Here is a 23,400-nt window from a genome sequence, read left to right on the forward strand (position 1 = left end):
ATACGATGCCGAATCCCGCTTTTACCGTAGAAGACTTTTGCAAAGACCCTACATTCATTCGCTGGGTATTGACCCCCACCGACGAGTCGAACCGGTTTTGGCAAACCTTTATGGCCGATCATCCCCATAAAGTACCCGATATTCAGCTTGCAATCGAGTACATTAAAACAATTCAGTTTAGCGAAACCGACCCTTCTCCGGCAGACCTCGCCCAGTTAAAGCAACGAATCTGGAATGATATCGAAAACCCGGTGCACCCTCCCTACCGCCGTACGGAATTTCGACCGGACTCCCCGGTCCGGAAGACAGCCTGGTATCAGCGACCCTATTGGGTTGCGGCTGCAGCCATCGTGCTGATCCTGTCGTTGGGTATTGGCTGGTGGGCCTATAATTCAACTACCGGGTTGACCTACCAGACGGCTTACGGGAAGATTCAGGAAATAAAATTAGCCGATGGGTCACTCGTGACGCTCAATGCCAACTCGTCACTGAAAGTGGCCGATAACATGGGCGATCGGGCGATTCGGGAAGTGTGGTTGCGTGGTGAAGCTTATTTTGACATTGCGAAACGAAAGGGTTCAAAATTTATCGTTCACACCCCCGAAGCCCAGGTCGAGGTGTTGGGTACGGAATTTAATGTGAACACCCGACGGGAGCAGACGAATGTGGTTTTACACGAGGGGAAAGTGCAGTTAAGCACGGAAAACCAGTCGTCGCTGGTGATGAAGCCTGGCGACATGGCCATTGTTTCTCCCAAAAATCAACAGATTCAATTGAAACGGGTGCAGCCTGAGCTTTATGACGCCTGGAAAAAATCATACCTCATTCTGGATGGAAAAAGTCTCCCGGAGATCATTGCCAGTCTGGAAGACACATTCGGCGTAACGATCAAACTGGCTGATGGGAAATTGGCCGAAAAGACCCTGACCGGAAAGCTTCGGACCGAAGTAGCCGAAGACTGTATCGACAATCTGGCCATTATTCTGGACGCCGAGGTTATAAAAACAGGTGATACCTACCTGTTTGAGTAGCTAAAATTAGGGTTAGCTTACTGGGCCCCCTGAGCGATCCAAACGCTCAGGGGGCTTTTTTTATGTTCATAAGCGTCTATTCCGGGCGATCACCCCTGCGCTACGATGGTGTTCACTTCTGATAAAAAGATTTAAAAATTAACAGAAAATAATGATAGAAAAGACGGGAAAAGCGGCATTACCGTCTGTTTGACTATCATCTACGGCATACCAACCAACGACCTTTTTAACTTATGAAAAGACGTATACTCTTTTTTGCAACCTTGTGGTTATCCTGTTTATGCGGGACTCAGGAGGGAGTTGCCCAACAGACCTTTGCCTCGGTGCCGAGAGCTGCTGAAGGCATACGGGTACAGGGTACTAGCACGAGTATAATCGCACTGCTTAAAAAACTCGAGCTAGCCCATCGAACCAGTTTCGTGTACCAGAGAGAATTACTGGAAAACAAGACTTTTTCGGGAACTATCAATGAAAACGATAAATTAGAACACGTCCTCGATCGTGTATTGACGCCCGCAAATCTGCGTTTTCGTAAACTGAAAGGCGGTGGCTATACCATCCTGCCCCGCAAATCTTCCAGAAGCCTGCCCGCAGAAACTGACTTGTTAAAAACATCAGGCACCCAGTCAGTCGAACCGGAAGCGGATCGGGTGCTGGCTCAGGATTTACTGGCCTCAAGAGCCGATTTACAGGCCACATCCGTTGAAAAACCGGCTGATATAGTTGTGAAAGGGCGAGTAACCGACAGCGAAAAAGGGGAACCCATTCCCGGCGCCAGCATTGTGCTCAAAGGGGCAACCCGGGGTACAACGACGGATGCCACTGGCTCGTATTCGCTTTCCGTACCGAATCAAAATGCCGTTTTAGTCTTCAGCTTCGTCGGGTTTGAAAAACAGGAACTTACGGTCGGAAACCGCACGCAGATAAACGTGGTGCTAAAAAATGACCTGAACGAACTGAATGAGGTGGTTGTCGTGGGCTTTGGCACCCAGAAAAAGATCAATGCTACGGGTGCCATTTCAACCATTGGCACGAAAGAACTGGTCCAATCGCCGGTAGCCAATATCAGCAACTCGCTGGTGGGCCGCATGCCGGGCCTGTTTGCCACACAATCCGGTGGCGAACCGGGAAATGATGCATCGAAACTTAGAATCAGAGGGGTTGGGACGTTTTCGGGAAGCACCGACCCCCTCACGCTGGTCGACGGTATACAGGTCGATAATTACAACAACATCGATCCCAATGAGATCGAATCGGTGACGATCCTGAAAGATGCTTCATCGACGGCGGTTTATGGCATTCGGGGTGCCAACGGTGTCCTGATCATTACGACCAAACGGGGCAAGGTTGGGCCACCCAAAGTGAGTTACACCTTTAACCAGGGGTTCAACTCGTTTACCGACCTGCGGCAAATGATGAACAGTGGCGACTATGCCACGCATTTCAATGAAGCCCTGAAAGCAGATTCCTATGTTACGGGTGCCACGTATGTGCCCAGATACACCGACCAGGATATTGAACTCTATCGGAATGGGCAGGACCCGGTTTTCCACCCCAACGTGAACTGGTTTGAAGAGATGTTCAGGAAAGTGTCAAAACAGTCCCAGCATAATATCAACATCAGTGGGGGGCAGAACAAGGTACGGTATTTTGTTTCGGCGGGCTACTTCAGACAGGAGGGCTTGTTCAAAGACACCAAAGATGTGGTCGACGCGTTTTCGCCACAGTCCCTTTTTCAACGCTATAACATTCGGTCTAATTTTAATTTCGACGTAACCAGCCGTTTACGGATGACGCTCGACCTGTCGTCGCAGACGGAGGTGAGAAGCGGCAACAATGGCAGCAGTACCGAGCGGGTTGTTGGCGATATTGCCCGGGCCAGCCCATTGAGTACGCCCGGTGTCGTGGATGGAAAAGTGGTCAATATTCTTACGGGCGCACAAAATAACCCCTACGTCAGTCTGTTGTATCCGAACCTGGCCGGTGGGCTCAAACGGTCTTACCGGAATTACCTGAATGGTAATTTTCGGATGGATTACGACCTCGGCTCCTGGATCAAAGGACTGTCTGTTCACGGAAACGTGGCCATGCAAACTTACAATGACCAGCAGATCGTCAACACCAAAACCCTGATCACGTATTTAGCGGTAAGGCTTCCCGACGGTTCTATCAACTATGTGCCGTCTACGACCGAAGCGCAGTTTGGTTTCAGCCAGACAGGAACCTTCAACCGACGCATTACGGCCGAAGCCGGTATTGATTACAAACGAAGTTTCGGGGTCCATAATCTAACGGGCTTATTACTGTATAATCAGCAAAAAACGTTTGATCCCTCACTGGCTTTTCTGGTGCCGAAAGGTTACCAGAGCTATGTCGGTCGGGCGACGTACGATTATAACGGCCGTTACCTGGCCGAAATAAACGTAGGCTATAATGGGACAGAGAATTTCGCTCCCGGCAAACGTTTCGGCCTTTTTCCCGCCTATTCGCTGGGTTGGGTTGCGTCTCAGGAATCGTTTTTTCCGAAGTCGGGATTCGTCACCTTCCTCAAGGTCAGGGGCTCTTATGGCGAAGTTGGTAACGACAACATTGGCGGAACCCGTTTCCTGTACCGGGAAACCAGCTACTCATCGGTGGCCAATATGTATTATTTCGGAAATGTGGGTTCAACATTTAGTGGCTTTCCGGGCATCCGGGAAGGAGCCACCGGCAATCCGAACGTAACCTGGGAGCGGGCTGTCAAGCAGAATCTGGGCCTGGAGCTGTCGCTGTGGAAAGATAAAATCAAATTTACGGGCGACGTATTCAGCGAAAAACGCAGCGATATTCTGGCAACACCCCAAACCATTTCGTCCATCGTAGGCCTGTCGCAGCCCGCCAGCAACCTGGGCAAAATGCAGAACAGAGGGTATGAGGCCGATATAACGTATATGGATCGGATTGGAAATTTTGGCTACCGCATTTCGGGTAATTTTAGTTTCGCCCGCAACAAGGTCCTTTTCAGGGATGAGGTTCCCAATCAGTACGCTTACCAAAACCGTACGGGTCAACGGTTAGGGCAAAATTTCGGACTGATTGCCGAAGGTCTTTTCAACACCCGGGAAGAGATCGATGCCCCCGGTCGGCCCGTGTATTCCTATTCAAATAACCGAATTCAACCGGGCGACATCCGATACAAAGATTACAACGGGGATGGTATCATCAACAACTTTGATGCGGTTCCGATCGGCTATTCCAATTTGCCGGAAAAAACATTTGGGGCATCTATAGGGCTCAATTACAAAGGGTTCGATTTCTCCATCCTGTTTCAGGGCGTCGGTAACGTGTCGCATTATTACACCCGTTTCCAGCGCGGTACGGGTTACGGAGCGGCCCCGCCCGAAGGGTCACCGAGCTACCTGAACGAAAGCTGGACCCAGGAACGGTATGACGCCGGCTTACCCATCCGGTTTCCCCGTTTTTCGGTGAACAGCAGTCCAAACAATGAGGGATCCTCCTACTGGCTGGCAGATGCCAGCTATCTGCGGATAAAAAATGCAGAAATAGGCTACCGGCTTAGCGACGTACTCGTCAAGAAGCTGGGCATCAGTTCATGCCGCATTTATGTGAACGCCAACAACCTCTTTACCTGGAAAAATATGTATCCGGGAATTGACCCGGAAAATACCGCCACTGGAGACACCAATACGGAGCCTTACCCACTGGTCCGTACCATCAACACCGGGATAAACCTTAGCTTCTAATGACCGCCGATATGAAAAAGATCGTATCCTTCACTACGGTACTCTTCTGCAGCCTTTTTACAACCGCCTGTAACAAAGACTTTTTGGATAAAGCGCCCGGCGTGGATCTGACAGAAGACAATACTTTTCTGAACAAAGCCAATCTGGAGACCTTCATCACGACGATTTATCGCTATGGTGTTCATTCCAATTTCCGTTATCGGGTCCAGGGCGACGCAGTTACCTCTCCTGACCGAAACTACATTCCCTTCTCGGGCGTAAACGCCACCGACTGTATTCACCCCAGCTCCAGCATCAGCGACGAAGGCGATGCCTCGGAGGCCGCCTTTGTGAACAATAACCGCTGGAATGAAGGCACGGTGCTACCATCTACGATCGTGAATGTTGAAGACTTTCGGTATTATATTCGGTGGATCGCTTTGCGTCAGATCAATCTTGTGCTGGAACGAATCGACGAAGTGCCCGATGCCGATGAGGTCTACAAAAAACAGGTTATGGCTGAGGTCAGGACCCTGCGCGCCCTGAATTATCTGGAAATGCTCAAACGATATGGGGGCGTTCCTATTGTCGACAAGGTGTATGACGCCGGCCAGAAAGTGGATGTTCCCAGAAGTTCCTTCAGGGATTGCGTCAACTTTATCGTAAAAGATATTGATGAATCGGTTCCCAATCTTCCAGCGGCTTATTCGGCTTCTCAAACCGGCCGAGTCACGGGCCTGGTCGCTTTGGCCATCAAATCGGAAGTGTTGCTGTATGCCGCCAGTCCGCAGTACAATACCGCAACACCCGTGTTGGGGATGACCAATGCGGCCGATAATGCCCTGATTTGCTATGGCAATTATGACCCAAACCGTTGGCAGTTAGCCGCCGATGCGGCTAAAGCAGCGCTCGACTATGCCCTGGCGAATGGCTATGAACTCATTGATGAGCCGGCGAATCGGAATCCAAAAGAACTGGATAATGGCACCGTAGGGCCGCTGGGCAATTACCGGGTATCCTGGGAAACCAACAACAATAAAGAACTGATATTCATGTATCAGGGTGGCGCGAACAATACGAATGCCATTACGAATATTGGCAATGCGCCCCTGACCTTCTGGAACGCATCCTGCTTTGGGTCCTTCTGGAGTGGGATTAGTGTGCCACTGAATTTTGTGAAGAAATACGAGAAACTCGACGGTACTCCCCAGACCTGGGACGCTGCCGGCGGAACCGACTTGCTGGCAAAATATGCGGAGCTGGACCCCCGCTTCAAGCAGTCGGTGATCTATACGAACGGGTATTATACAGCCCGCGATCCGATTGCCCAGATCTACAGCGGTGGCAAAGATTATGTGAACTGCAAGGGCGGTTTCTGGCTGCGGAAGTACATCCCCCGGAATGCGACCAGTGCCAATTTTGTGATGAACGATGTGCTGTTTCGGGTCAACGAATTGTACCTCAATTACGCCGAAGCCTTGAATGAAGCAGCAGGGCCGGTGCCGGCCGCTTATGACGCCGTCAATGCCATTCGCACCCGCTCGGGCATGCCGAATCTGCCGCAGGGACTCACCAGGGAGCAATTCAGACAGCGCGTGCGCAACGAGATCGCCATCGAAATGCTCAATGACGATCACCGGTTTTGGGATGTCAAACGCTGGTTGATTGCCGAAGAAGAGGGCGTAATGAAGGGAAATATGGAAGGGTTGCAGATTACCCGGACCGGTACCGCACCTAACTATAAATATGCCTGGAAGCCGTACACCTTTGAAACGAGGACATTCAATAAAAATATGTACCTGCATCCTTTCCCACTGACTGAAGTACTGAAAGGAAATTTAGTCCAGAACCCCGGTTGGTAAGCGTGGAATTTGCCGCTGGGCGGCATCCCGCATACTCCTCCCATTTCTAACCAATTTCCTTCGCTGCCATGAAACGACACTATACCTTAACCATTTTTCCTATCTTACTTTTAACCCTGCTCCTGCGTAAAAACGGACAGGCGCAAGAAAGAAGCGGTCAAGAGTATGCCCTGGATACCGTTGCCGTTCTGCCCAGGTCGACCGTTAAAAATATCGGATTTGGCACCCAGCCTGGGCAACGAATCACGAGCGCCATTTCAACCGTATACGGGGCTGATCTGGAAAAAAACTTTACCCTGAATCTCGGCAACACCCTCTATGGACGCCTGGCCGGTTTATCGGTTACACAGGGCGGATCGGAGCCGGGGCTTTCTACCCCCGGACTCTTTGTGCGGGGCCTAAACACGTTCGGTGCCGCCGGCAATTCCCCGCTGCTGGTGATCGATGGCTACATCAGCAATGGTGCCGGTACGTCGAATGCCTTTATGCAACTGGTACCCGAAGAAATTGAAACCATTACGGTTTTGAAAGATGCATCGGCAACGGCCATCTACGGTGCCCGGGGAGCCAATGGTGTGGTGTTGGTAACGACCAAAACCGGTCAGGAAGGGCCATTGAGAATTTCGTTTTCTACCAAACAGGGTTTCAATCAGGCGCAATACCTGCCGAAGTTTTTAAACGCCTATCAGTATGGCGTGTTGTATAACGAAGCACTGGCAAACGATGGGTTACCCGCCCGCTATACGAATGCCGACCTGGAAGCCTACCGGACGGGCAGTGATCCTGTTTTCCATCCGGATGTAAATTGGTACGATCAGGTATTGAGGCCCGCGGCACCCGTCTCCAGTTACAACCTGACGTTTGGTGGGGGCGATAAATTCGTCCGGTACTTTGTCACGCTGAATGCGATAAAGAGCCAGGGGCTTTTCAAAAAATTCGGCGATAGGAATGATGAAAGCGCCAATTCAAACTACTCCAAATATAATTTTCGGACAAATCTGGATGTAAACCTCACGAATCGGCTGTCTGCTGAATTTAAGATTGCCGGTTCATTCGAACAGACCAACAACCCGAATAACTATACAACGGGCTCTACCTTTAATTTACTGGCCCAACTCCCTCCCAATGCCTTTCCGGTGTATAACCCTGACGGGAGTTATGGGGGAAATGCGTTATACGCCAATCCGGTGGCCAATCTGCTGTCGACGGGATTTTATACCAACAACTCCCGTACGGTTTTGTCGTCGTTAAAACTGACCGAGCAACTGGATGGACTGGTGAAAGGGCTGAGCGCTTCCGTTGCCGTTTCGATCAATAATTATTTTGAGTCAGGGTCCCGAAAATCCAAGCAATACCCCCGTTATTCTATTTCAAAAGGCGCGGCTGGCGACACCATTTACAGCCCTGCCGTCGGGCAGTTAACCTCCCTGGCCGGTTCGGAGGAAACGCTGGATCAATACCGGAATCTGATCGTTCAGGCTTTTCTGAATTATAAACGAACCGTTGGCAAAAGTGACCTCTCGGCGATGCTGATGTTCAATACCGATAATGTGACGGTTTTTGGTCCGGCTTCCGACCCTACCACGCCGACGGCCAACTCCACAGACCCTTATAAGCACAACGGTGGAGCTGGTCGATTTACCTATGCCTACGCGAACAAATACATAGCTGAATTCTCGGCGGGGTATATGGGGAGCGAGCTTTTTGCGCCCGGCAAACGGTACGGATTTTTCCCGGCCGCTTCGCTGGGCTGGGTGCTGTCCGGCGAAAAATTCCTGACCAATCATAAAGCGATCAATTTTTTAAAACTGAGGGGTTCCTACGGCCTTGTCGGAAACGACAACATTGTGTCACAGGGTTTGTCGAGTCGCTATGCCTATACCGCGACATTTGGCGGTGGAGGCTACTTTTTTGGAACGGGTAATACACCCGTTGGCGGATTAGCCGAAAATGCCATTGCCAACCCCAACGTTACCTGGGAAAAAGAAAAATCACTCAATGTCGGCGTCGACGCTACGCTCTTTAAGCACTTCGATCTTTCGTTTGATTATTTCAACCGCGACCGTTACGACATTATGGTGGCTTCGGCCAGCACGACACCTTTGTTTGCCGGGATTGTTACCCCGAACCTGAACAACGGTAAAGCAACCAATACAGGGTTTGATTTAGCGCTGCGGTATACTACCACCCAGAAAAAGAACCTGCACTTCTTTGTCGAGAGTAATCTGTCCTACTTCAAAAATAAAGTGGTTTTTAATGCCGAGGCTGTTCAGTTAAACACCCGGTTATATGCTACAGGGGCCGCCATTGGTCAGCCGTTTGGTCTCAAAGCCATTGGTTTTTACAGCCTGGAAGACATCGCCCGGCGACAGATCGACCCAGGAAGTGTTCCCGGCGTGTTAAGTGAGGTCATAAAAGCCGGTGATATTAAATACCAGGATGTTGGCGGACCCGACGGCAAACCTGATGGCATTATTGATGCCAATGACCGAATGCCTATCGGTAACCCGGGCTTGCCAACCCTGTCGCTTGGCGTGCACACCGGTTTCCGCTACAAAGGGTTTGATGCGGATCTGGTCTTTCAGGCGGTTTCGGGCAACACGGTGTATTTAGGTGGCAATTATTTTCAGGCGTTTCAGGGTAACGGTCAGGTCGCTCCCATTGCCCTCACCCGCTGGACCCCGGAAACGGCAGCCACGGCCGACTATCCACGGCTGTCGTCGAAGGATAACCTGAACAATTATCAGTTTTCCAGTTTCTGGCAGCGCGATGGCCGTTTCGTCAAGTTACGCAGTGCCGAAATCGGCTATTCGCTCCCGGCGGGCTTAGCGGATAAAATTCGACTCAAAACCGTCCGGTTCTTTGTCAATGGCACAAACCTGTTCTCGCTCGACCGGATTCCCTACGGCGACCCCGAATCCCTAACCGGTTATCCGGTGATCAGGACCCTTACGCTGGGCCTGAAAGTCCAGTTGTAATTCATCCAAAACGAAGCTGACTTATGAAAAAATATACCTATATCCTAACCGTTTTGGCTGCGCTGGCGATGAGTGCCTGCCAGGACCTTGACCGTGAATTTGTAACCACAATTGGGCAAAAGGAAATTGAACAGTCATTCGGAAATGTCCAGTCTTTACTGAATGCCATTTACGCGGATATCCCCGATGGCACCCTGTATATTGGGGGTGCCGCCATGATGGCTTCGGCGACGGATGAAGCCGAATTTACGGCCGAAACAAATCCAATCCAGAGTTTCAATACCGGTAGTTGGAATGCCGTCAATAACCCCGACCTGGTTTGGGGCACCTATTATCGCAGTATTCGAAAAGTAAATCAGTTTCTGGCCTCCACGGGAAAAATCAACCTCGACCCCTGGAAACTCGACCCGTCAGCTTCAGCCCAGCAGGTTTATCAGACAAATCTGGCGGCTATAAAGCGGTGGACCTACGAAGCCCGATTCCTGCGGGCTTATTATTACTTTGAGCTGGTGAAACGCTACGGGGGCGTGCCGCTCATCAACAGAGCCCTGTCGCTGGACGAAGATTTCTCAAAAATGCAGCGCAACAGCCTCAACGAATGCCTCCAGTTTATCACGGCGGAGTGTGATTCGGCAGCGGCCCAATTGCCCCTCAATGCATCGACCTTTCCCTATGTGGCCGCCACCGATTTGGGGCGGGTAACGAAACTCACGGCGCTGTCGCTCAAGAGCCGGGTTCTGTTGTATGCCGCCAGTGATTTATTCAACACCCCCGGCTGGGCAGGCGGGTATGGCAAGCCGGAGCTGATTTCGGTATCAGGGGGTGACCGAATGAGCCGCTGGAAAGCCGCTTCCGATGCCGCCAAAGCCGTCATCGATGCGGCTGCCTTACCGACGCTGGGGGCTTATAAATCGCTGTTCAATACGTTCAACAATGCCGAAATCATCTTTTCCCGGAGTAATGCGGCCAGTAATCAGTTTGAAAGAAATAACTCACCCATTGGCTTCAATTTAGGGCAAAGCGGCAATACGCCTTCGCAGGATTTAGTGGATGCCTACGAGGTGAAAGTCAGTGCGACCACGGCGGCTAAATTCGACTGGAACAACCCGGCCATGGCCGCTGACCCCTACGCCAACCGCGACCCTCGTTTGGGATTTACCATTGTAGTCAATAACACGCCATTCGGTACACCAGCCCGAAATGTGCAGTTGTGGACGGGCGGACTTGACGCCAAACCAATTCCGTTTGCTTCCAAAACCGGTTATTATCTCCGAAAATACCAGATTGAGAGCCTGAACCTGATCAATGGCAATACCGGGGTACACAGTTGGATTCTGTTTCGGTATCCCGAAATTTACCTCAACTACGCCGAAGCACTGAACGAATGGAGCCCGGGCAATGCCGATATCAAGGCCTATTATGACCGGGTCAGAAGCCGGACCGGCGTCACCATGCCCCTCTTGCCAACCGGCCTGTCGCAGGCCGACGTGCGGGAAAAAATACGGAATGAACGACGGGTGGAATTTGCTTTTGAAGACCACCGTTTCTGGGACGTCCGCCGATGGATGCAGGGCCCCACGTATTTCAATACGCCACTACGCGGAGTCGACATCACCAGGAACGCTGATGCGACGTTCAGCTACAAGCCCGTTCCCGTTGAAGACCGGGTATTTACCCCGAAAATGTATCTGTATCCCATTCCGCAGAGCGATATAAATATTGCAGGGGGATTGGCACAAAACCCACTTTGGTAAGCATACAGTCATAGATTCTTTGCCATCATAGGACTAAAAACGAAACTCACGATGATGAAAACTCTCCTTTTCGCTGAATTGCCCCGTATTTTCCAGGTGGCCAGCGGGTTGGCCTACAATCGGTTGCCCCTATTTTTCATCCACAAAAAACGCCTGCTTTTCGGTTTGTTTTTCCTGACGCTGCCAGGGCTGGCTCATTCCCAGTCCCTTTCGGTGAGCATGACTTACCCGGCGTTCCGGTCTTCCTTTATCACCGGAACGCCAGTGAACATTCAGGCAACTGCCACGGCTCCTGCCGGTGAAACTGTGGCTAAAGTTGAGTTTTTCCTGGCTACGTTCGCAACGGGGCCCAAAACGACCACCAAACTTGGCGAAGATCTGACGGCTCCTTTTTCCTACACCTGGACCATTCCGGCGGGTCAGATTTCGTACAACGAACTGAGTGTGAAAGTGACCAGTTCATCGGGTGCCACGGCGGTTCAGGGCGGAACCGGCTATATCCGTGTCGACGTGTATCCGCCTGATCACAACGGTGGCAAAAAATACTATGTTCAGGCCAGCGCATCGGCAGGCAATACGGCCGGAACGCTGGTGGCCCCTTTCAACACCATTCAGAAAGCGGTGGACGTAGCCACACCCGGCGACAGTATTTTTGTGATGGCAGGAACCTATACCAATACCGGAACGGGTGATGTTGCTACTATCCGGCGCACCGGAACGGCCGATCATTGGATTGCCTTTACCAATTACCAGAACGACAGACCTAAATTGTCGTTCTCGGGCTGGCAGGGATTTAACCTGGTTCCCGGATCGGCCTACATCAGCATACAGGGCTTTGAGATCGAAGGGAATAATAAAAACGTAACGCTGGCAGAGGCCCAGCAACAACCCGGTGCCTGTGAGGGGCCCAACCCAACCGCAACGGGATCGGCATTGGCTAAGTTCAATGGAAACGGCATCTCCATCAGTGGTCGTACGGGCGGCAATCTGCGTCCGCACCACATCGTCATTGCCAATAACAGTGTTCACGATTGTGGCGGAGGAGGAATCTCGGCCATCGAAAGCGATTACATTACGATTGAGAACAATACGGTCTACAATACTTCCTGGTACACGATTTTTGGCACCAGCGGCATCAGTATACTCAATAGCTGGAACTACGATACCAATTCCGGGGTACCCCGAACCATCATCCGTAATAATCGCTGCTACGATAACCGGCTGTTTATCAAATGGAACAACAACGGGTTGTGCAAGATCACCGATGGGAACGGTATCATTCTCGATAATAACAACGACCGGTTTGGTGCAAACCCACTGGGGGCGTATACCGGCCAGTTTCTGCTGGAAAACAACGTTGCTTACCGGAATGGCGGTCGGGGTATCAACCTCAATTATAGCAATAATGTGACGTTGCTCAACAACACCTGTTACCAGAATGCGGCCAGTCCTGAAATCGAGTCGGATTTTACGATGCGCTACGCCGACAATACCCGCTTTTATAACAACATCTTTTATGGGCGGCCGGATAAACCGCTTACCCTGGTGGTAAACTCACTCAATCTTCAGCAGAACAACAACCTTTCGTTTGGTGGTTCTGAGCCCTCCTATTTCACCGGTGGCCTGAATAAAACGGGCGTTGATCCGCAGTTTATCGACCCCGCCGGTGGCAACTTTCAACTCGCCGGCAGCAGCCCGGCTATCAACGCAGGCAGTTCGATACCGGGTCAATATGCGATCAAAGACAGGCTTGGCATAAACCGCCCGCAGGGATCGGGAGTCGATATGGGGGCCTACGAACTTCAGGGGGCGCCCCTTTCATTCAGCCAGCAGCCCGCCAGTGACTCGGCCGTTTGTGTCGGCGCTGATGTGCGTGTTTCGGTGAGCGTCGATGGCGCCGTGCAGACCTATCAATGGTATAAGGATGGCACCGCCCTGACCGGCTTGACTTCGGCAAACACGGCTACACTCACGCTGCCAGCCGTGCGTGCCGACCAGCAGGGCAGTTATTACGTCGTAGTCACCGGCTTCAACAGCCTGACCTCAACGGCTTTTAACCTGACGGTCAATGCGGCCCCCTCGGTTGCATTAACCGCCAGTGGTACAATCAGTTGTACGACCCCAACCGTTACCCTGACCGCTGCGTCCGGTTCGGACGTAACGTACAGTTTCAGCAACGGTGTCACCCAGATTGGAACGGGCAACACGGCAACGGTCTCTCAGGCAGGAAGCTATTCCGTAGTCGTCACCTCCGCCGAAGGATGCACGGCATCAGCCTCTGTTGACGTATCGGGGATTCCGGCGACGCCCGATGCTCCGGATGTCAGCAGTGTATCGGCCACCCAGGGAGGGGAAAATGTCACCCTGACGGTTTCCAACTGCCCGGGTACGGTCAACTGGAACGGCACTGACGGCAGTAGTTCGCTGGTAGTCTCCACTTCCGCCGTTGGCGAGTTCGTCTACTCCGCAATCTGCAAAGTTGGCGTCTGTGTCAGCCCGGTCACCAGCCTGACAGTGAGCGTGAAAGCGTACCCCGCAACATTGAGCGTTTTGTCCCGGGATGGTGACAACAACCAACCGACCAACAATGTCATCCGGCCTTATCTCAAACTGAATAATGAGGGCACTACCTCCGTGTCGTATGGTGACATCACGATCCGCTACTGGCTGACGGTGGAAGACTTTGCCCCCCTGACGAACCTGTCGGTGTATTGGGCGCAACTGGGGAGCAACCAGGTTCGGATGAGGTATGTGCCCTTGTCTCAACCACGTCAGGGCGCATTGGGTTACATCGAGTATAGCTTCGATGCCTCGGCGGGAACGCTGTCACCAGGCAGTAATTCGGGGGAAATTCAGACCGGGATTGGCAAGCAAAACTGGACGAACGTATCGGAAGCGGACGACTATTCGTTTGCTTCGACGACCGGCTATACCAAAAACGACCGCATCACCATCTATAAAAACGGGGTGCTGGTAGGGGGGTTTGAACCCGTTCCTATCGACCCGGTGATCGCGCTAAACGTGTATTCGGAGAATAAGAACGGCAGCCCGACCACGAATCAGATCAGAACGTATCTGAAACTGTCCAATACGGGCAACCTGCCGGTTGACTACAGCCAGCTAACCGTCCGTTACTGGTTTAGTGCGGAGGGGGCGTCTCCGATGGTTTATAACCTGGATTATGCGGAGATCGGTAGTGGTAACGTCAGGAGCCGATTTGTCAGAGAGAATCGTGCGGGTACGGATACGTATCTGGAGTTGAGTTTCCCGTCGACACTGGGTCAACTGAACCCGCTGAGTTCAACGGGAGTCATTCAGCAGCGGATCAACAAGTCAGACTGGTCGAATTTTAACGAGTCGAACGACTATTCATACAAGCCAGCGGGTGCATTGGCGGAGAATCCCAACGTGACGGCGTATCTGAACGGGGTGCTGGTGTATGGTCAGGAACCGGGCCCGGTAGGAGCCCGCGTTGGGGTCGAATCCAACGGTCTTCGGGTGGCGTTGCTGGGCAATCCGATCCGGGGTGATGCCGTGGAACTAGACGTATCGGGTGCGGAAGGACAATCCCTGCGCATAGAACTAACCGACATTCGCGGGCAACTCACGGCAAAGCATCAGGTCGGGCAGGCTGGTGCGGTGGAGCATATCCGGTTGCCGGTTAACCGAACGACGGCAGGCGTGTTGTTGCTGCGAGTCAGTACGATAACGGAAAGTCAGCTACTCAAAGTAGTAAAACCGTAAGCTAGCAAGGCACGGACCTGGGCCAGGAAGTGATCGATGCTCGTTCGGGTTGACAAGTTGCTGGTGTTCTCAGGCAGATGCTTATCGCTGCAACTCAAGGCGATAGGTGTTGATCTGAAAAGGAGCCAATTCAATAGCCGGACCGCCCTGCGTCGTATTCAACCGGCGTTCATTCGTTTCGAGGTGCGTGGTTTGCCAGGCGCTGCGAATCGGTTGAGGTAATTGTACTTTCGGCGCAACGGCGGAATTCTTCAGGTTCCAGAACCGGACAATCACGCCCGAATTGGCTCCTTCTTCGCCCGGTTTCAAGGCCCAGAGCAAAACATTTTTGTCTGATATCCGCAACAGTGAATGCGTCACCGGGGGAAAGTTGCCGATAGAACCGGTGACTTCTCCCGTTGCCAGCGGGTTCTGGTGTTCAAGGGAAAACCGCATAGCCGCCAAGGGGTCAAAAGCGGTCGCGTGGGTGGTCAGGGCAAACTGATACCGGAATGCGGTGGCTCCGTTCTGCTGCTGGATTCCCAGCTTTTCACCATCGACCTGACCACCCGCCAACGCACTGAGTTGGGGCGATTGCTCCCAGAGTGAATCCGGTGTGCTTTGCCCCAGTTTGAAAAAACTGCAATCCTGGTTGGACAGCGTTACGCCGTAATTCGATTCGCTCAAATCAGCGAAGTGATTGAACGTCAGCCAGTCGTATCGGGCATTTTCGTTGGCGTAGTGTCCTCCCCGCGCTTCTTTTCTGGCCGTCAGAATGGCCCCCAGTTCTTCGTGGTGTGAGGTTGGCTGGGCAAGATTGAACGAAAACGCCCAGGTTTTTACGTCGCCAAAATTGGCGTCGATGCGGTTTTCAATGTCAATCCGGGGCGGTCCGGCGTCCCGGCTATTTTTAAACAACGTCACCCGAACCGTGTGCGCAATCGGATCATTGGAAACCGCCTTTAACGTGACCGAAACCGGCCCTTCGTTTTCAATCTCCAGCGGGTTTCCGGCATCCGGGTTGACTGATCCAAGATCATTGAAAAACCGCCCATCCACCGGGCTGACAACGGCCCGGTTGCCAGCCCGGAGATCGACCAGCTCACTGATAACCCCCGATTTACGCAGCCGAAGCCGGTAATACGCATTCTGGATCAACTCGTCTTTTACCTGAGCCGCCACCGGTTTTCGGGCCGGAACACCGGGCTGAATTTCAAAAACTTTGTAGCCAACCGATGGAATATTCTCGGCCCAAATCCGCAGATACGACTTCCCTTCTTTGCGAATCACCTGACTGGCAACTTCTGTATTCGTTTGTAAATCAATTACTTTAACCGGATTAGTTCCTAAAAACAGGAAATCGGCCACATCGCTGCGAACCCAGCTCAACGGATTGAACACATAAAACCGGGTTTGATTAGCCTTTTTTATCTGATTACCCATTGCTGCCAAAGCCCGGTGGTAGAGGGTATCCGCGTAGCTCGTGATGGCGTTCTTTTGTTTGATCTGCCACGCGGCCCGTTCCTGGCGGGAAACCGGCCCGTCGGCGGTCCAGTCGTGTTCCCAATACAGGCCGTAGGCTTCCCAGGCCGCCTGCCGGGCTGATGTCAGTTCAGAAAAAAATGTACTGTCTTTCAACGAAACGAATGCAGCCAGCGCTTCGGCCGTGCGGAGCTTTTCAGTGGCCCGCCGAACCTCGGCGGTGGTTTCGTTCATTGATGCCGGATACACATCCCATTCATTACCAAAGGAAACCGACTGCGCCGGGATGTTTTGGTAACTCCGCTCCACATCCCGGAAAAAATCCTCTTCGTTCGACACACGAACCTTCCGCAGCGGGGTGGTCGTGTTTTGGGCGGCCGCAACAAACGCAGGAGCCTGAAACGTCGCCAGATCGTCCCAGCCATAGCCAAAGGCTCCGGCCACGTTGTAGGGATAGGCTGATTGGGGCGAAATGGTATCGCACAAAGCCTCCAGAACCGGAACCCGGCTGCTAATATCCGGCAGTGGATTCTGAATTTTTTTCTCGGTGCGGGCTTCGGCATAGCCCCCCAGATCGACAGACTGCGGGCTTCGGTTGTACCATTTCATCAAGACACTGCGGTTGTCGAAACCCCGATACCGATACAACTGGTGCTTGCGAATCTTGAGCTTCGACTCAATTTTGGAGGCACAACTGCACACGCCCCGCCAACTGTATCGGGCTCCCGAACCCGCCCAGAGCGAGCTTAAACCGAACGGCAGGGTCTGATTTTCCATGCAAACCGCCAGCGGAAAGCGCAGGTCGTGCTTCCGTTCGAGTTGCCCGGCGTAATACATACCCCGCAAAACGGCCTCGGTCGGTTGTCCGCCGTAGGTGCTGACCAGCGTATTTAACGGGCTGCTGATGTGCCCCGATCGTATGTACTCAAGGAGCTTGTTAAACTGGGCCGGAGGCCGGTATTTCTGGTAAATTTTCAACCAGTAACTGCCGTCGCAATTGAAACGGGTCTGAAAATCAGCGGGGTTATTTTTCGTCGAATCGATTTGCCGGATGTAATAATCCAGCATCCGGACAAAGGCCGTATCGTATTGGGCTTCGTTGCCCGTCCACATGTAGTCGGTGTGGTCGTCGTTGGCCAGGTAAAGACGTTTGACGGGCTGGGCCTGTAGGGCGGAAAAACAAGCCAGCAAAAAAACGGTGTGTAATCCTCTTTTCATGCGCTGCTGATTGTCAAATCGCTTCCGTCACTTTGCCGCCGACCACAAAGGTCTCGCCGATGTTCAGCTTCAGCGCCAGGTAATACGCCATAAAATTAAACGGAATGATGTTGGGCAGAATCGACTGGTTTTCGTCCACATCCGGTTCTTCGATCATCAACACATGCCCGCCTGAACCGGCGATCAATTCCGATAGCCGCCGGGTTCGTTCGTAGGCCGGGCCTTTCGCCAGAATCTGAATCACGATGCTGTTTCTGGCGGTTTCTTTCGGACCGTGATCGTACTGCGCCATCGGCAATCCGTGAAAATTCAGTTTGGTGCTTTCGCTTAAAATCAGAGCGGCTTCGCAGGCCGTTGCGATGTTGGGGCCACTTCCCGTTATATACATGCCGTGAATGCGGTGTTGCGTCAACACACTAAAAACCGCATCCGCCAGTTGTTCGCCCTGTTCCCGGTAGCGGTTCATGGACTTAGTGATCCGTTCTACGGAGGCCGCAGGCGACAAACCGAACCCTTTGAACAGGGCAATCAAGGTGTTGACGTACGTTTTTGACGAGGAATACTGCTCCGCTCCCGCCCGAATCGGCACAACCTGCGACACGTTCGATGCCGTACACAACGCACTGCCGGTGTCATTGGAAACGGCCACGTACTGATCGAACAACGCCCGACACCAGAGCACTTCGCTGCTCCGGCCCGACTGCGACAACAGAACCGCCAGCGGTTTTTTCGCCCCTTTGGCCAGGTAGTAAAAATAGTCGGAGGCCAGTTCCGGGTAAATCGGTAGTCCCATGTATTTGAACGCCAGTGGGGCAAAGTACGACGAGCCCATGCCCAGATACGGAACCTGCAACGGAAGCGGTTCTGTCGCGCTCTGTAGCACATCGGCAGCCCGGGTCGGTATTTCTAAAATCTCACTCAAAATTGGATTCATAGTCAAGTTTTGATGGGTTGAAGGATGGGAACACGGATGGAACGGATGCAACGGATTTTCACGGATAAAATCTGTTTTAATCCGTTGCATCCGTTCCATCCGTGTTCCCATCCCATTGCTTAAAAGTCTCGTAGTTAAGCTTGATTGATGGCAGGTTTCGGTTCTGTTTTTTCTTTTTCATACGACAAGGTCAACGCGCCGACGATGGCGAGCAGAATGCCCAGCGTTTCAATCAGGGATAGACTTTCGGACAGAAAAATCAGGGCTAAAATAATGGTAAAAACCGGTTGCAGCGCACCGGCAATCGTGGTGACTTTCGAGGCTTTTCCTTCGGCGCTGTAGGCCGCAAAACTCGCCAGAACGCCCAGCCCGTTGAGCATCCCGGCCAGCGAACCCAGCATCAGCGTTTTCGTAGACATCGCAAAATCGGCCCAGCCGAAACCGACAAAAACCAGGGCGATCAAAACCGATGACACGATGAAACTGACGTAGGACCATTCCGCCGAAATGTGGTTGGTCGTCTCTTTCTGGGCCGCACTGAAAACGCCCCAGAAAAACAGGGCCACCAGTGAATACAACAACCACCGACGGTCGGCCCCGGAATTCTGCCCGATGGTCTGGAAAAAAGCCGCCGGGTTATCAAACAACAACGACTCGCCCGACAGCATCACCACGGCCGGAATGGCCAGCAAAATACCGATGGCATTGATCCCGTTCAGTTTTTCCCTGAACACCAGCAGGGCAATGACGATGGTAACGAGCGGATACAGATTGGTGACCGGAATGACGATGGCCGCCAGACCGCCCGCACTGAAGGCCTTGTAAACCGCCACATTGCCCGTCACGGCCAGCACGCCCGCTACCAGTCCCCAACCAATGCCTTTGCGACCGGGTTTTTCAGTCCGGACTTTCCTGACCACCAGGGGCAGGGTCAGCAGCATGCCTACGCTGAATAAAACGTGGTTCGTAAAGGGGCTGACCTCGTCCGAAATCAGCTTTGCCACCACACCCCAGGTTCCCCAGAAAAAAGCTGCGGCAATCGAGTACAAAATCCATCCTCCGTATTTCGTCTTCATCGTTTCTGTGGGTCGTTGACGCGTGACAATCATTCCAAAAACCGCTAGTTGAATAGCGCAGCACTGCCCAGAATACCGGCTTCTTCTTCCAGAACGGAGAGCGTAAGCACGGTTTTATACGCTTTATAGGGATTCAATAAGCCGGGATTATGCAGCGAACCGATTTCCGGTTTCAACCCTTTGGCAATGCCTCCGCCCAGTACGATGCAATCAGGCGCATAAAGGTTGACGTAGTTGTCGATCCCGGTTTTCAAATACCCGGTGTATTCCCGAACGATGGCTTCGGCATCGGAATTTCCGCGCTGTTTTTCGGCAAAGATGGTTTCAGCGGTCATCGGCAGATGCGGGTATTTCTGCGACCAGCCCAACCGGTTGGCCATCAGCGCGATACCGGAAGCCGCGACCAGCGATTCGAGACACCCGGTTTTGCCACAATAACAAACCGTATCGTTCGTGGTGATCGTCAGGTGACCGCCCATGTGAGCGAACGGCAACGATCCGTCGAGTTGGCCATCGATGGTAAATCCCAGTCCCAAACCGGTTCCCAGCGTCAGCACCAGAACGCGACGATAGCCCCGGCCCTGCCCGTACAGCGATTCACCCAGGGCTACCAGCCGCGCATCGTTGTCGACCCGGCAGGGCAACTGGTGCTGCTCCTGAATTTTCCCGGCCAGCGGATAATCTTCCATAAATTCGAGAAAACCGTAGGTCGAATCCACGGTTCCATTGGCAAACACAAAGCTCGGTACACCAATTCCAACCCCGGCGATGGACAACTGTTCCGTTTCAGCCCGGGCCTTGAACTGTTCGATTGCTTCGCCGATTTCCTGCAAAAACCGCGTGTCGTCCTGAGTTTCGGTGGGCCGGATCACCCGATCCGCGACCCGCCCGGTTTCCAGATCGACCAGTCCGATTTTGGTGCGGGTTCCCCCGATGTCGATGCCTATGGCAAGTTTTTTCACGTACGAATCAGTTAGCGAGTTGAAGCCGGTACGAGTTGAGTTGATGCGGGGCAAACCGGATCGGCAAGGTGTGGTTGTCGGGTTTCAAAAGCTGTTCGTTGGTTTCGATGTGGGTGGTTTTCCACGCCCGGCGAATCGGTTTTGCTACGGTTATGGTTGGCGTCACCGGTTTTCCATTGAAATTCCAGAACCGGGCCATCAACCCCGCTCCGATTCCGTCTTCGCTGGGTTTCAGGCTCCAGAGCAGCACATTCGGATCGCTGGTGGTCAACAGCGAAAAGGTTGACTGAGGATCGGAATTCCGGTTACCCGTTACGGCTCCCGTTACCAGCGGATTCTGGTGTTCCAGGGCAAACTTCATGGCAACAACCGGCTCAAAATCACCCTGATGCGGATGGAGGGCAAATTGATACAAAAAATTGGTTTGACCATTCTGTCCAAAAATGCCCAGCACGCCCTGGTCTTCCCGCTTCGTATCGACCTGCCCACCGGCCAGCGCATTCAACTGCGGAGATTGCTCCCAGAGCGAATCGACCGTACTGTGTCCCAATTTAAAAAAACTACAATCCAGATTCGATAGGGTCACGCCATAATTTCTCTCACTCAAATCGGCGAAGTGATTGAAGGTCTGCCAGTCGAGTCGGGCGTTCTGAGCCGCGTAGTGACCGCCCCGCGTTTCTTTTTTAGCAGTTAGAATGGCGCCCAGCTCTTCGTGCCGGGTGGTTGGCTGGTTCAGATTAAACGAAAACGCCCAGGTTTTTACGTCGCTGAAATTAGCCTGAATCCGGTTCTCGATCTCGATGCGGGGCGTTCCGGCGTCCCGGCTGTTGGCAAAAACCGTCACCCGAACCGTGTGCGGCACCGGAACCGGCGAAACCGCTTTCAACGTCACCGACACCGGACCCGCGTTTTCGACCACAACCGGGCTGCCTTCGTCGACGTTCGGAGCGCCCAGGTCATTGAGGTACTTCCCATCCATCGGTTTCACCAGTTGCCGGTTGGCCAGACTGTCGTACAGGTCGGTGATGGCCCCCGACGGGCTAAGCCGAATGCGATACCGGGCCGTTCGAATGGTTTCGCCGACAACCGCAGCGGCCACCGGCAAGGAGGGCGATGGACCGGTTTTGATCTCGAAAACTTTGTAACCCACCGACGGCACCCCTTCGGCGAAGATGCGAAGAAACCGCTTCCCCTCTTGCGTAATCAACTGGCTGGCAACGGTTTTTCCGGTAGAAACATCGACCACCTGAATGGAACCCGAACCGGCATAAGCAAAATCCGCGACATCGCTCCGGCTCCAGTTCAGTGGATTGAACACATAAAACCGGGGGTTTGCAGTCTGGCGGATTTGCCTGCCCAGCGTTGTTGCCGAAAGCAAAAACAACGAGTCGACATACCCACTGATCTGCCGCTGAATTTTGATCTGCCACTGCGCCCGCACCGGCTGTTTGACCGGGCCGTCGGCGGTCCAGTTGTGTTCCCAATACATCCCGAACGACTCCCAGGCCAAATTCCGGGCGGTAGTCAGGCGGCTGGCAAAACCGGGGGTTTTCAAGGCCACCAGCGACGCCAGGGCTTCGGCAGCCCGGAGTTTTTCGGTCGAACGGCGAACCTGGGCGGTGGTTTCGTTCATCGACGCACAGTATAGATCCCACTCGTTGCCGTAGCTTACCGATTCGAAAGGCAGCTTTGGGTAACTCCGGGCAACGTCCTGAAAAAAGTCTTCCTCGTTCGAAACCCGCACCTTTCGGGTGGGCGTCGTTTCGGCTTTGGCCGCATCTACAAAAGGCTGAGACACATAGGTATTCAGGTCGTCGTGACCATATCCAAACGCGCCGGCGACATTATAGGGATACGCTGAATTTGGGGAGATCGTATCACACATCGCATCCAGCCCGTTGACAATCTGCCGCAGTTCCTTCATCGTATTGACCGATTTAATGACCAGCCGACATTCCGCATAGCCTCCAAACGCCGTGTGGGCTTTGGGCCGACCGTCATACCGGTACCATTTCATCAACACGCCGGACGAATCCAAACCGGTGTAGCGGTACAACTGGTGACGGCGGTTGGCCCGGTATTCGTAGGTCATCTGACTGCCGTAGCCGCCAATGCCTTTCCAGCTATATTTCGCACCCGACCCGGCCCACAGTGAGCTTAATCCCAACGGCAAGGTGTTGTTTTCCATCGCTTCGGCCAGTGTAAACCGCAGGCCGTAAGCGCGTTCCAGTTGCCCGGCATAAAACATACCCCGGAGTACGGCTTCGGTCGGCTGGGCACCATAGGTGCTGACCAGCGTGTTCAACGGGCTGCCGATGTGGCCGGACCGGATGGCCGCAATGAGCCGGTTAAACCGGGCCGGTGAGCGGTATTTCTGATACGCCCGCAGCCAGTAGCTGCCGTCGCAATTGAACCGTGCCTGAAAATCGGACGGATTCGACCGGGTGGCGTCGATCTGGTCGAGGTAATAATCAAGCATCTTGACAAAAGCCGTGTCGTAGTTGGCTTCGTTGGCCGTCCACATGTAATCGGTGTGATCGTCATTGGCCAGATACAGGCGTTTCACCGGCTGGGCGTTTGCGGCCGAAAAGCAAAGCAGCGTAAAAAAGAGAAAGTATCGCACAAATGTGGGAGGTTGTTCCACTGTAAAACGGATTC

The 23,400-nt window shown here is 53.0% G+C and carries 11 protein-coding genes; 6 read left to right on the top strand and 5 right to left on the bottom strand.

The window, feature by feature from the left end:
• Positions 1–5: 5 nt before the first annotated feature.
• The 6 genes from EHT87_RS16440 to EHT87_RS16465 all read left to right on the top strand — a co-directional run bounded on the left by EHT87_RS16440 (position 6) and on the right by EHT87_RS16465 (position 15,091).
• Positions 6–1,031: a FecR family protein gene (locus EHT87_RS16440; protein WP_124907744.1), complete on the top strand. Its 1,026-nt coding sequence runs from the start codon at positions 6–8 to the stop codon at positions 1,029–1,031.
• 419 nt (positions 1,032–1,450) lie between these two features.
• Positions 1,451–4,774: a SusC/RagA family TonB-linked outer membrane protein gene (locus tag EHT87_RS16445; protein WP_229321128.1), complete on the top strand. Its 3,324-nt coding sequence runs from the start codon at positions 1,451–1,453 to the stop codon at positions 4,772–4,774.
• An 11-nt stretch (positions 4,775–4,785) separates the two neighbouring features.
• Positions 4,786–6,615, top strand: a complete 1,830-nt coding sequence (locus tag EHT87_RS16450; RefSeq protein ID WP_124907746.1) for a RagB/SusD family nutrient uptake outer membrane protein — start codon at positions 4,786–4,788, stop codon at positions 6,613–6,615.
• 68 nt (positions 6,616–6,683) lie between these two features.
• Positions 6,684–9,593, top strand: a complete 2,910-nt coding sequence (locus tag EHT87_RS16455; RefSeq protein ID WP_124907747.1) for a SusC/RagA family TonB-linked outer membrane protein — start codon at positions 6,684–6,686, stop codon at positions 9,591–9,593.
• 23 nt (positions 9,594–9,616) lie between these two features.
• Positions 9,617–11,347, top strand: a complete 1,731-nt coding sequence (locus EHT87_RS16460; protein ID WP_124907748.1) for a RagB/SusD family nutrient uptake outer membrane protein — start codon at positions 9,617–9,619, stop codon at positions 11,345–11,347.
• Between the two features lie 51 nt (positions 11,348–11,398).
• On the top strand, positions 11,399–15,091 hold the full coding sequence (locus tag EHT87_RS16465; RefSeq protein WP_124907749.1) for a cellulose binding domain-containing protein: 3,693 nt from the start codon (positions 11,399–11,401) through the stop codon (positions 15,089–15,091).
• A gap of 81 nt (positions 15,092–15,172) precedes the next feature.
• On the opposite strand, the gene EHT87_RS16470 is transcribed toward EHT87_RS16465, so the two are convergent.
• The 5 genes from EHT87_RS16470 to EHT87_RS16490 form a co-directional block, all read right to left on the bottom strand.
• Complete coding sequence (locus tag EHT87_RS16470) at positions 15,173–17,770, bottom strand: glycosyl hydrolase-related protein (protein WP_124907750.1); 2,598 nt, start codon at positions 17,768–17,770, stop codon at positions 15,173–15,175.
• Positions 17,771–17,783: 13 nt separating this feature from the next.
• On the bottom strand, positions 17,784–18,704 hold the full coding sequence (locus EHT87_RS16475; protein ID WP_124907751.1) for an SIS domain-containing protein: 921 nt from the start codon (positions 18,702–18,704) through the stop codon (positions 17,784–17,786).
• 134 nt (positions 18,705–18,838) lie between these two features.
• Positions 18,839–19,780 carry a DMT family transporter gene (locus tag EHT87_RS16480; RefSeq protein ID WP_124907752.1) on the bottom strand — a complete coding sequence of 314 codons (942 nt, stop codon included), beginning with the start codon at positions 19,778–19,780 and terminating at the stop codon, positions 18,839–18,841.
• Positions 19,781–19,824: 44 nt separating this feature from the next.
• Entirely contained in the window at positions 19,825–20,742 is a 918-nt protein-coding gene (locus EHT87_RS16485; RefSeq protein ID WP_124907753.1) for an ROK family protein, read from the bottom strand.
• 7 nt (positions 20,743–20,749) lie between these two features.
• Positions 20,750–23,365 (bottom strand): glycosyl hydrolase-related protein, encoded by a 2,616-nt coding sequence (locus EHT87_RS16490; protein WP_229321130.1) that lies wholly within the window; start codon positions 23,363–23,365, stop codon positions 20,750–20,752.
• Between the last annotated feature and the right edge of the window lie 35 nt (positions 23,366–23,400).

This window comes from Larkinella knui, from assembly GCF_003858645.1.
In the GTDB taxonomy this organism is placed as follows: Bacteria; Bacteroidota; Bacteroidia; order Cytophagales; family Spirosomataceae; genus Larkinella; species Larkinella knui.

Excerpts from the sequence above, each read along its gene's own strand:
- EHT87_RS16440 (WP_124907744.1), top strand. The coding sequence starts at position 6 with ATGCCGAATCCCGCTTTTACCGTAGAAGACTTTTGCAAAGACCCTACA.
- EHT87_RS16450 (WP_124907746.1), top strand. The coding sequence starts at position 4,786 with ATGAAAAAGATCGTATCCTTCACTACGGTACTCTTCTGCAGCCTTTTT.
- EHT87_RS16455 (WP_124907747.1), top strand. The coding sequence starts at position 6,684 with ATGAAACGACACTATACCTTAACCATTTTTCCTATCTTACTTTTAACC.
- EHT87_RS16460 (WP_124907748.1), top strand. The coding sequence starts at position 9,617 with ATGAAAAAATATACCTATATCCTAACCGTTTTGGCTGCGCTGGCGATG.
- EHT87_RS16465 (WP_124907749.1), top strand. The coding sequence starts at position 11,399 with ATGATGAAAACTCTCCTTTTCGCTGAATTGCCCCGTATTTTCCAGGTG.
- EHT87_RS16470 (WP_124907750.1), bottom strand. The coding sequence starts at position 17,770 with ATGAAAAGAGGATTACACACCGTTTTTTTGCTGGCTTGTTTTTCCGCC.
- EHT87_RS16475 (WP_124907751.1), bottom strand. The coding sequence starts at position 18,704 with ATGAATCCAATTTTGAGTGAGATTTTAGAAATACCGACCCGGGCTGCC.
- EHT87_RS16480 (WP_124907752.1), bottom strand. The coding sequence starts at position 19,780 with ATGAAGACGAAATACGGAGGATGGATTTTGTACTCGATTGCCGCAGCT.